This is a genomic window from Methylobacterium sp. CCH5-D2 (genome assembly GCF_001556475.1).
Taxonomy (GTDB): domain Bacteria; phylum Pseudomonadota; class Alphaproteobacteria; order Rhizobiales; family Beijerinckiaceae; genus Methylobacterium; species Methylobacterium hispanicum.
On record NZ_LSIX01001035.1, the window covers coordinates 1 to 9,291 of the forward strand.

The following is a 9,291-nucleotide window of genomic DNA, read 5'->3' on the forward strand; positions in this document are numbered from 1 at the left end:
GAGTTCTCATCCCTCACCCCAACCCTCTCCCGCACGGGAGAGGGAGCGCGGCGCGCTTCTCACCCGATCCGAGACAGGATGCCTGCCATATGCAATCGCCCTGCCCGCAGAGGGGGGAGGGAGGACATGCGCGCCTTGACGTGATCAGCCGGACCCCACCTCCGCACCACCCGGCGCCCGCACGGCCGCCAGCACGTACACCCGGATCGCCGAGGACAGGTTCTGCGCCCCGCGGCCCGCGTCGATCGCGCCGATCAGCGCCTGCACCGACTGCCCGCGGGCGCCCGCGATCTCGCGCAGCGCCTCCCAGAACGGCTCCTCCAGGGAGACGCTGGTCGGGTGGCCGGCGATCATCACCGAGCGCTTGCGGACGCCGCTCACGTCGGCGGGTCGTCCCGCTCCAGGCGATGCCCTTCGTGGCGGCTCTCCTCCAGGGACTTGCGCTTCTCCTGAAGGGTCTTCTGCTTCTTCGGGCGGCCGAAGGTCACGCGGTTCTCGGCGGCCCGGGCGTCCTTCTCCGCCTTCTCCCGCGCCTTGCGGACCTGACGCAGGTTGATGATCTCGGCCATCGCGTCCGCCTCCGGGGTATCGGGCCGGCGCGGGAAGCGTCCCCGCGCCGGTCGAATCGTCAATGGGCGCCGATCATGCGGTGCCTGTCACTCGGTATGGACTACTCGGCGCCCATCACTCGGCGCTGGGGGCCAGCATGGTCTCGGGCCGCACCACGCGCTCGAACTCCTCGTCCGTGACGTAGCCGAGGCGCAGCGCCTCCTCCTTCAGGGTGGTGCCGTTCTTGTGCGCGGTCTTGGCGATCTCGGCGGCCTTGTCGTAGCCGATCGAGGGCGCGAGCGCGGTCACCAGCATCAGCGAGCGGCTCATCAGGTCACTGATCTTGTCCTCGTTGGCCTTGATGCCGACGACACAGTTGTCGGCGAAGCTCACCGCGGCGTCCGCGAGCAGCCGCACCGATTGCAGCACCGCGTTGGCGATCACCGGCTTGAACACGTTGAGCTCGAAATTGCCCTGAGAGCCCGCGAACGAAACGGTGGTGCCGTTGCCGATCACCTGGGCGCAGACCATCGTCAGCGCCTCGCACTGGGTCGGGTTGACCTTGCCGGGCATGATCGAGGAGCCGGGCTCGTTCTCAGGCAGCGACAACTCGCCCAGCCCCGAGCGCGGGCCCGAGCCCAGGAAGCGGATGTCCTGGGCGATCTTGAACAGGCCGGCGGCGAGCGCCGAGAGCGCCCCTTGCGTGAACACCAGCGCGTCGTGGGTGGCCAGCGCCTCGAACTTGTTCTCGGCGGAGGTGAAGGGGAGCCCCGTGAGCTCCGCGACCTTGGCGGCGAATTTTTCCGCGAATTCGGGATGCGCGTTGAGGCCGGTGCCGACGGCGGTGCCGCCCTGCGCCAGCGCCAGAACGCCCGGAAGGGTCGCCGCGACGCGCGAGCCGCCGAGCGCGACCTGGGCGACGTAGCCGGAGAATTCCTGTCCGAGCGAGACGGGGGTCGCGTCCTGCAGGTGGGTGCGGCCGATCTTGACGATGCTCTCGAAAGCCTTCGCCTTGGCGTCCAGCGCGCCGTGCAGGTGCGAGAGGGCGGGCAGCAGCCGCTCCTGGATCTCGCGGGCCACCGCGATGTGCATCGCGGTCGGGAAGGTGTCGTTCGAGGACTGGCCGCGGTTGCAATGGTCGTTCGGGTGGACCGGCGACTTGCCGCCGCGCTGGCCGCCGAGCCGCTCGTTGGCGAGGCTCGCGATCACCTCGTTGGCGTTCATGTTGGACTGCGTGCCCGAGCCCGTCTGCCAGACGACCAGCGGGAACTCGTCGTCGTGCTGGCCGGCCACCACCTCGGCGGCGGATTGGGCGATCGCGTCGGCGATCTTCGGGTCGAGGGCGCCCAGATCCTTGTTCACCAGGGCGGCGGCCTGCTTGACGATGCCCAGCGCGTGGACGAGCGGCGCGGGCATGTGCTCGGTGCCGATCTTGAAGTTCTGGATCGAGCGCTGCGTCTGCGCGCCCCAGTACCGGTGGGCCGGAACCTCGATCGGCCCGAACGTGTCGGATTCCGTGCGGGTGGCGGTCTCGGTGGGCGACATCGTGGCCTCTACGTCTGGTGCAGTGCGGGACCTACTTAGCGAAGGCCGGGCCGAAACGCGAACCTGCCGCGCGGCCGTCCTGACAATCCGCGCGGGCTGTCGCCGCGCCCCCGGAACCTCACGGGACACCATGCCGACGATCGCCGAGACCGCGCCGGAGACGGCGCCGAGGACCCGCTTCCGCCCCGCCGTGCCCCGCCCGCGGCGCACGCCGATGGGGCTCATCGACTTCCTGCGGGCCGCGCGGGCCAACCCGCTCACCACCTGGATGGAGGAGCACTTCACCCTGCCGCTGTTGGCGGGGGACGGCGTGCTCGGGCGCGTCACCGTGGTGAGCGAGCCGGGCCTGATCCGCCACGTCCTGGTCGAGAACGCGGGCGCCTACCGCAAGGACGACCTGCAGCGGCGCGTGCTGGCGCCGGGCCTCGGCGAGGGCCTGCTGACGGCGGAGGGCGACGATTGGCGGCTGCAGCGGCGCACGCTCGCCCCGCTCTTCTCCGCCCGCACGGTGCGGGGCTTCGAGGCGGCGATGAACGCGGCCGGCGCGCGGCTGGCCCGGCGCCTCGTGCGGCGCGTCGGCAGCCAAGTCGACGTCGCGCAGGAGATGGCCCGCGTCACCCTCGACGTGCTGGAGCGGACGATCTTCACCCACGGGCCGCAGAACGATCCGGACGCGCTGGCCCGCGCCATCACGCGCTTCCTCGAATCGGTCGGGCCGATCGACCCGCTCGACGTGTTCGGCGTGCCCGCCTTCGTGCCGCGGATCGGGCGCCTGCGGGCGCGGCCGGCGCTACGCTACTTCGCCGAGGTGGTGGACGGGCTGATCGAGCACCGTCGCGCCGTCATGGCGCGGGGCGAGGCGCCGGAAGACCTCCTCACCCTGCTGCTCGCCGCGCAGGATCCGGAGACGGGGCAGGGCCTCGACGACCTCACGGTGAAGGCCAACATCGTCACCTTCATCGCCGCCGGCCACGAGACCACCGCCAACGCGCTGACCTGGGCGCTCTACTGCCTGTCGCAGGACGGGGCTTCGCTCGCGCGCCTCGAAGAGGAGGTGGATGCCGCCGCCGACCCGGAGGGCAACTTCGCCGCCGAGCGCCTGCCCTTCGCCAAGGCGGTGATCGAGGAGGCGCTGCGCCTGTTCCCGCCCGCCGCCATCATCAGCCGGCAGGCGCTGAAGGAGGACCGGCTCGGCCGCGTGAAGATACCGCGCGGCTCGCTGGTGATGGTCTCTCCTTACGTGCTCCACCGCCACCGGGCGCTGTGGGAGGACCCCGACGCCTTCGTGCCGGAGCGCTTCCTGGGAGAGGCCCGCGCGGCGATCCCGCGCTTCGCCTACCTGCCCTTCGGGGCGGGGCCGCGCGTCTGCATCGGCCAGAGCTTCTCCCTGCAGGAGGCGGTGATCGTGCTGGCCCACATGGTGCGGGCGGTGCGCCTGGCCCTGCCCGCCGACCATCCGCCGGTCACGCCGGTGCAGCGCGTGACCGTGCGGCCGGGCGAGGGCCTGCGCATGGCGGCCGTCCGGCGCTGAGGACCCGGCCGGGCCTCAGGGCGCGGCCGCCGCACCGTGGGGCGGGCCCTCGACCAGGGCGACGCTCTTCACCGCCGCGAAGACCGGCAGTCCGGGCCTGAGGCCCATCTCGGCGAGCGAGCGGCGGGTCAGCCGCACCACCAGGGCCGCGCCGCCGCAATCCAGGCGAACCTCGGTGCCGGGGTCGCCGGGCGCGGCCGCGCCGATCTCCGCGACCGTGCCGGCCAGCACGTTGAGCGCGCTCGTGCCCTCGGGTCGGGCGAGGCTGAGGGTCACGTCGCGGGCCGAGACGAGGATGCGCAAGGGGGCGCCCACGGCCCGGTCGAGGAGCGGCACGTGGAGCGGGCCGGCCGCCGTGGCGAGCCGCGTCAGCGCGAAGGCCGGATCGTGCGCCTCCACCCGGCCGGCGAGCACCGCCCCGGCCTCGCGGGCGGCGCGCAGCGGCGCGACGTCGAGGCGCGCGCTGAGCGTGTCCACGGGCCCGCTGGCGACGACGCGTCCCGCCTCCAGGACCACCACCCGGTCGGCGAGCCGCACGATCTCCGGCAGGGCGTGGGAGACGTAGAGGATCGGCACGCGGCCGAGATCGCGCAGCCGCTCGAGGAAGGGCAGGATCTCGGCCTTGCGGGCCTCGTCCAGCGCCGCCAGAGGCTCGTCCATCAGGAGGAGGCGGGGCCGCGCCAGCAGCGCACGGCCGATCGCCACCCGCTGCCGCTCGCCGCCGGAGAGCCCGGCCGGGCGGCGCGCGAGAAGGTGGCCGATGCCCAGCAGATCGACCACCTCCGCGAAGCCGATCCCGTCGGCCGCGCGCGCGAGACGGCGGCCGAACAGCAGGTTGGCGGAGACGTCGAGATGCGGGAACAGCCGGCTCTCCTGGAAGACGTAGCCGATGCGGCGGCGGTGCGGCGGCACGAAGCGCCGCGCGTCCGTGTCCACCAGCACCGCGCCGTCGAGGACGACGCGGCCCCGCTCGGGGCGCACGAGGCCCGCGACGATGTCGACCAGCGTGGTCTTGCCCGAGCCCGAGCGCCCGAACAGGGCCGTGACCCCGCCCTCGGCCTCGAAGTTCGCGTCGAGCCGGAAGGCGCCCTGGCGGTGCGCGACCGTGACCGCGAGGCCGCTCACGCGGCGAGCCGGCGGGCGACGCCGCGGGCGAGGATCTCGGAGAGGAGGAGGGCGCTCATCGAGACGACGATCGAGATGAGGGCCAGGCGCATCGCCCCGGCCTCGCCGCCCGGCACCTGGGTGAGGGCGTAGATCGCCGAGGGCAGGGTCTGGGTCTCGCCGGGAATGTTCGACACGAAGGTGATGGTGGCGCCGAATTCACCCATCGCCTTGGCGAAGCAGAGCACGAGCCCCGCGAGGATCCCGGGCAGGATCAGCGGCAGGGTGACCTGGGCGAAGACCTGCGGCGGGCTGGCCCCGAGAGTGGCCGCGGCCTGCTCCAGCTTGGAATCGACCGCCTCGATCGACAGGCGGATGGCGCGCACCAGCAAGGGAAAGCCCATCACCGCGCAGGCCAGCGCCGCCCCCGTCCAGCGGAACGCGAGGACGATGCCGAACTCGGCGAGCACGCTGCCCACGGGTCCGCGCCGCCCGAAGGCGAGGAGCAGCAGGTAGCCGGTCACGACCGGCGGCAGGACGAGGGGCAGGTGGACCGCCATGTCGAGGAGCGTCTTGCCCCAGAACCGCCCTCGGGCGAGCAGGTAGGCCACGCCGAGCCCGAGCGGCAGGCTCGCCAGCGTGCCGGTGCCGGCCACCAGCAGGCTGAGGCGCAGCGCCTGCCACTCCTCTGGTGTCAGCCAGTTCGTCACGGCATCGGTCACGGCCGGGCGGTGGCGGAGCGGTTCAGCACCGTGAAGCCCTGGCGCTCGAAGGCGGCCTTGGCGGTGGGCCCGCGCAGGTAGGCGAGGAGGCCCGCGGCGTCGGGATTGGCCGAATCCCGCGTCAGCGCGACGGGGTAGACGATCGGCGGGTGGCTGTCGGCCGGAAAGGTCGCGACGATCCTGACGTTGGCGTCCGCCGCCGCGTCGGTGGCGTAGACGATGCCGAGCGGGGCCTCGCCCCGCGAGACGAGGAGCAGGGCGGCGCGCACGCTCTCTCCTTGCGCCACCCGGTCCTTCACCCCGGCCCAGGCGCCGAGCTTCTCCAGGGCCGCCTTGCCGTACTTGCCGGCCGGCACTGCCGCGACGTTGCCCATGGCGAGGCGCCCCTGTCCGAGCGCGCCCGCGAGATCGAGGCCGGGGCCCATCCGCACCTCGGCCCGCGAGGCCTTCGGGGCGATCAGCACGATGCTGTTGGTCAGCAGCGAGACCCGGCTGTCGGGCCGGATGAGGTTCTGCTTGGCGAGATGGTCCATCCAGTCGAGGTCGGCCGAGAAGAACAGGTCCGCGGGCGCGCCCTGCTCGATCTGCTTCGCGAGCGTGTTCGAGGCGGCGTAGGAGATCCGCGGGGCCGGCTTGCCCTCCCGCGCGTAGGAGCCCGCGATGTCGTCGAGCGCGTTCTTCAGGCTCGCGGCGGCGAAGACGGTCGGGGGCTCGGCCGCCTGCGCCGGCATGGCTGCCAGGAGCGTGCCGGACACGAGGCCGGCCAGGAAGCGGGCGCGGGTTGTCGTACGCATGCGGATCCGTCCTCGAGATCCCGGAGCGGCGTCCAGCCGGGCCGCCGTCCTGCGCTATATACCGTCGAGCATAGCCTCGGCCAGGGGCACCGCGGAGGCACGATGGCCCGTCTGAGCATCCGGATCGATCTCGGGCCCGACCACCGGGTCGGTCCCGGCAAGGTGCGCCTCCTCGAGGCCGTGGCCGAGCACGGCTCCATCTCGGCCGCGGGCCGGGCGCTCGGCATGTCGTACCGGCGCGCCTGGACCCTGATCGAGGCACTGAACGCAGGGTTCGGCCGGCCCGTGGTGGAGACGCAGGCCGGCGGCCGGGCCGGCGGCGGGGCGCGGCTCTCGGCCCTCGGCGCCGCGCTCGTGGCGGATTACCGGGCGATCGAGCGCGCGGCCGAGCGGGCCGCCGGCCCCGTCCTCGCCCGGCTCGCACCGCCCGCGGGACCCTCGGGGGCCGAGGAGCCGCGGCCGCCGCGACCGCGGCGTTCGGGTCCGGCAGGAAAGCCTTAACCCTGTGTGCGGGATGCCGCGTGTCATAAGGGAACTCTTCGTCCCGGAGTTGTAAGCCCGACCCGTGGGTCGGGAGCCGCCGCCATGCAGATAGACCTTGCGACGCTCTGGTATCTGACCATCGGGACGCTGCTCGTCTCCGCGGCGCTGACGCTGTGGGAGCGGCAGGCCCATCCGCGGCGGTCGCGCGAGCTCGGGGTCTGGGCGGGGGCCTGCGCGGTCTTCGCGCTGGGCTGCGTCGTCGCGATGAACCGCCACCGGTTTCCCGGTGCGGGCGGGGGAGCGCTGACCAACCTCCTGATGGTGCTGGGCTACCTGATGGTGCGGCACGGCGTGGTCAGCCTCGACGGCCCGGCGCGCTTCCGGGGCTCGGCCGCGGCACTGGTCGTCCTGGCCCTGGCCTGGGCGGTCGCGGGCGTGCATTTCGAGGCGGCGTTCTGGAACCACGTCTCCGCGCTGCCGATCGCCCTGGCCTGCGGGCTGACCGCCTGGGCCCTCCTGCGCAGCCGCACGGTCCGGGGCCTGCGCTCGCGGCCGGTCGCGGTGGCGGTCTCGGCCGGACACGGGGTGTTCTACGTCCTGCGCGGGCTGGTCGCGCCCGTTCTCGTCGAGCGCTACGGGCCGAGCCTGCTGCCGGTCCTTGCCAAGGTCACGATGTGCTGGTGCGCGAGGAGGCGCAGGCACAGCTCCTGGCGGCGTCCCGGACCGATTTCCTCACCGGCCTCGCCAACCGTCAGGGATTCTTCGAGCAGGGCGCACGGATGCTCGCGGAGCGGGCGGCGGAGCGTCCGGCCGCGCTCCTCGCCTTCGATCTCGACCACTTCAAGAGCATCAACGACCGTCACGGGCACGCCGCGGGCGACGCGGTGCTCGCCCTGTTCGCCCGCGTCGCCCGGGACGCGGCGGGGCCGGAGGCTCTGGTGGTCCGCCTGGGCGGCGAGGAGTTCGCCGCCCTCCTGCCGGGTCGGGGCGCCCCCGCGGCGCGGCAGGTCGGCGAGGAGATCGCGCGGCGCTTCGCGGAGGCCGCCGCGCACCGCGACGGGCCCGGCATCCGGGCGACCGTCAGCGTCGGCCTGGCGGAGGCGGGGCCCGAGCGCGGCGATCTGCCGGCCCTGCTCTCGGCCGCCGACCGTGCCCTCTACCGGGCGAAGGCGGCCGGCCGGAACCGCGTCGAGGTCGCTGCGGCGGCCTGAAGGCGTCAGGCGCCCTCAGGCCCCTCCGGCAGCGTCACGGTCCAGGGCTCCGCGTAGACGTGTTCCTCGAGATTCACGCCCGGGCCCCCGCGGTCGATCACCAGGAAGTCCTGGGGCGCACCGAAGGGCGTGAGCACGCCGTGCCACGTGCCCACGGCGTAGCAGACGCCCTGGCCCGGCGCGGTGAGGAAGGCCTGGGGCCGGCCCGGCCTTCCCCCCTCGTCGGGACAGACCACGACGAGGAACGGCGACGCGTCGAGCGGCACGAAGGCCTGGGCGCCCAGCGGGTGGCGCTCGACGAGGCTGAACACCAGGGGCACCGGGTAGGGCTCGGCCTCGACATGGCCGATCACCACGGTGCTCTCCGCGCCCACCACCGGCACCGTGGCGAGGTCGTGGAAGCGGCGCGCCCGGCCGGCGTTCATCGGGCGCGGGGCAACCCTGGACTTGTCGATCACCGCGCCGAAGGGCGCGAAGGCTTCCGCGCTGAGGGCCTGCGCGACGAGGATCCTGTCGCTCACCGGCCGAGCCCGCGGGGCCGGAGGGCGGCGTGGCGGTTCACGTCCTTGTAGAGCAGGTATCGGAAGGGGCCGGGCCCGCCCGCGTAGCAGGCCTGCGGGCAGAAGGCGCGCAGCCACATGAAGTCGCCGGCCTCGACCTCCACCCAGTCGCGGTTGAGCCGGTAGACCGCCTTGCCCTCCAGAACGAACAGGCCGTGCTCCATCACGTGCGTCTCCTCGAATGGGATCGAGGCGCCGGGGCGCATGGCGACGATGTTGACGTGCATGTCGTGGCGCACGTCGTCGGAGGCGACGAAGCGGGTGGTGGCCCAGGCGCCGTCCGTGCCCGGCATGGCGACCGGATCCTCGCGGCTCTCGTGGGTGACGAAGCTCTCGGGCGCCTCGATCCCCGGCACCCGCTCGTAGGCCTTGCGGATCCAGTGGAAGCGGGCGGTGCCCTCCGCGTTGCGCAGGGACCACGCGGCGCCGGGCGCGAGGTAGACGTAGCTGCCGGGGCGCAGGCCGTGCTCGTGGCCGTCGAGGGTCAGGCTCGGGCGCCCCTCGACGACGAAGAGCACGCCCTCGGCCTCCGGATCGGGCTCCGGCTGCCGGCTGCCGCCGCCGGGCGCGACCTCCATGAGGGACTGCGCGAAGGTCTCCGAGAAGCCGGAGAGCGGGCGCGACAGCATCCAGGCGCGGGTGCCCTCCCAGAAGGGCAGGACCGAGGTGACGATGTCGCTCATCACGCCCCGCGGGATGACGGCGTAGGCCTCGGTGAACACGGCCCGGCCGGTCATCAGGGCGGTCTGGGGAGGGAGGCCGCCGCAGGGCGGGTTGTAGGGCGAGGCGGTC

11 protein-coding genes are annotated in these 9,291 nt (G+C 73.5%); 3 read left to right on the forward strand and 8 right to left on the reverse strand.

The window, feature by feature from the left end; all coding sequences use genetic code 11:
* Window positions 1-144: 144 nt before the first annotated feature.
* The 3 genes from AX737_RS28255 to fumC form a co-directional block, all read right to left on the reverse strand.
* Complete coding sequence (locus AX737_RS28255) at window positions 145-381, reverse strand: ribbon-helix-helix domain-containing protein (RefSeq protein WP_280949106.1); 237 nt, start codon at window positions 379-381, stop codon at window positions 145-147.
* Window positions 378-569 carry a DUF4169 family protein gene (locus AX737_RS28260; protein ID WP_066927161.1) on the reverse strand — a complete coding sequence of 64 codons (192 nt, stop codon included), beginning with the start codon at window positions 567-569 and terminating at the stop codon, window positions 378-380. Before AX737_RS28260 ends, AX737_RS28255 begins: the two co-directional genes overlap by 4 nt.
* Window positions 570-684: 115 nt before the next feature.
* Entirely contained in the window at window positions 685-2,094 is a 1,410-nt protein-coding gene (fumC, locus tag AX737_RS28265; protein ID WP_066927162.1) for a class II fumarate hydratase, read from the reverse strand.
* 130 nt (window positions 2,095-2,224) lie between these two features.
* On the opposite strand from fumC, the gene AX737_RS28270 reads away from it, so the two are divergent.
* Complete coding sequence (locus AX737_RS28270) at window positions 2,225-3,625, forward strand: cytochrome P450 (RefSeq protein ID WP_066927163.1); 1,401 nt, start codon at window positions 2,225-2,227, stop codon at window positions 3,623-3,625.
* 15 nt (window positions 3,626-3,640) lie between these two features.
* Here AX737_RS28270 and modC read toward each other — a convergent pair whose 3' ends face one another.
* From modC to modA, 3 genes are read right to left on the reverse strand one after another with little or no spacing between them, the layout of a single operon-like run.
* On the reverse strand, window positions 3,641-4,750 hold the full coding sequence (gene modC, locus AX737_RS28275; RefSeq protein WP_066927165.1) for a molybdenum ABC transporter ATP-binding protein: 1,110 nt from the start codon (window positions 4,748-4,750) through the stop codon (window positions 3,641-3,643).
* On the reverse strand, window positions 4,747-5,439 hold the full coding sequence (gene modB / locus AX737_RS28280; protein WP_066927175.1) for a molybdate ABC transporter permease subunit: 693 nt from the start codon (window positions 5,437-5,439) through the stop codon (window positions 4,747-4,749). Before modB ends, modC begins: the two co-directional genes overlap by 4 nt.
* Before the next feature lie 8 nt (window positions 5,440-5,447).
* Window positions 5,448-6,245, reverse strand: coding sequence for a molybdate ABC transporter substrate-binding protein (modA, locus tag AX737_RS28285; RefSeq protein ID WP_066927167.1), 798 nt, complete (start codon window positions 6,243-6,245; stop codon window positions 5,448-5,450).
* A gap of 102 nt (window positions 6,246-6,347) precedes the next feature.
* Here modA and AX737_RS28290 point away from each other — a divergent pair, with 102 nt between their 5' ends.
* Together AX737_RS28290 and AX737_RS36495 are read left to right on the forward strand one after the other, a co-directional pair.
* Window positions 6,348-6,746, forward strand: a complete 399-nt coding sequence (locus AX737_RS28290; RefSeq protein ID WP_066927169.1) for a LysR family transcriptional regulator — start codon at window positions 6,348-6,350, stop codon at window positions 6,744-6,746.
* Window positions 6,747-7,408: 662 nt separating this feature from the next.
* Window positions 7,409-7,939 (forward strand): GGDEF domain-containing protein, encoded by a 531-nt coding sequence (locus AX737_RS36495; protein WP_238230484.1) that lies wholly within the window; start codon window positions 7,409-7,411, stop codon window positions 7,937-7,939.
* Window positions 7,940-7,944: 5 nt separating this feature from the next.
* Here the strand turns inward: AX737_RS36495 and AX737_RS28300 are convergent, their stop codons facing one another.
* Both AX737_RS28300 and AX737_RS28305 read right to left on the reverse strand, forming a co-directional pair.
* Entirely contained in the window at window positions 7,945-8,460 is a 516-nt protein-coding gene (locus AX737_RS28300; protein WP_066927171.1) for an ureidoglycolate lyase, read from the reverse strand.
* Window positions 8,457-9,291, reverse strand: an 835-nt coding sequence (locus AX737_RS28305; protein WP_082773348.1) for a bifunctional allantoicase/(S)-ureidoglycine aminohydrolase, incomplete at its 5' end; no start/stop codon positions are given. The genes AX737_RS28305 and AX737_RS28300, both read right to left, overlap by 4 nt.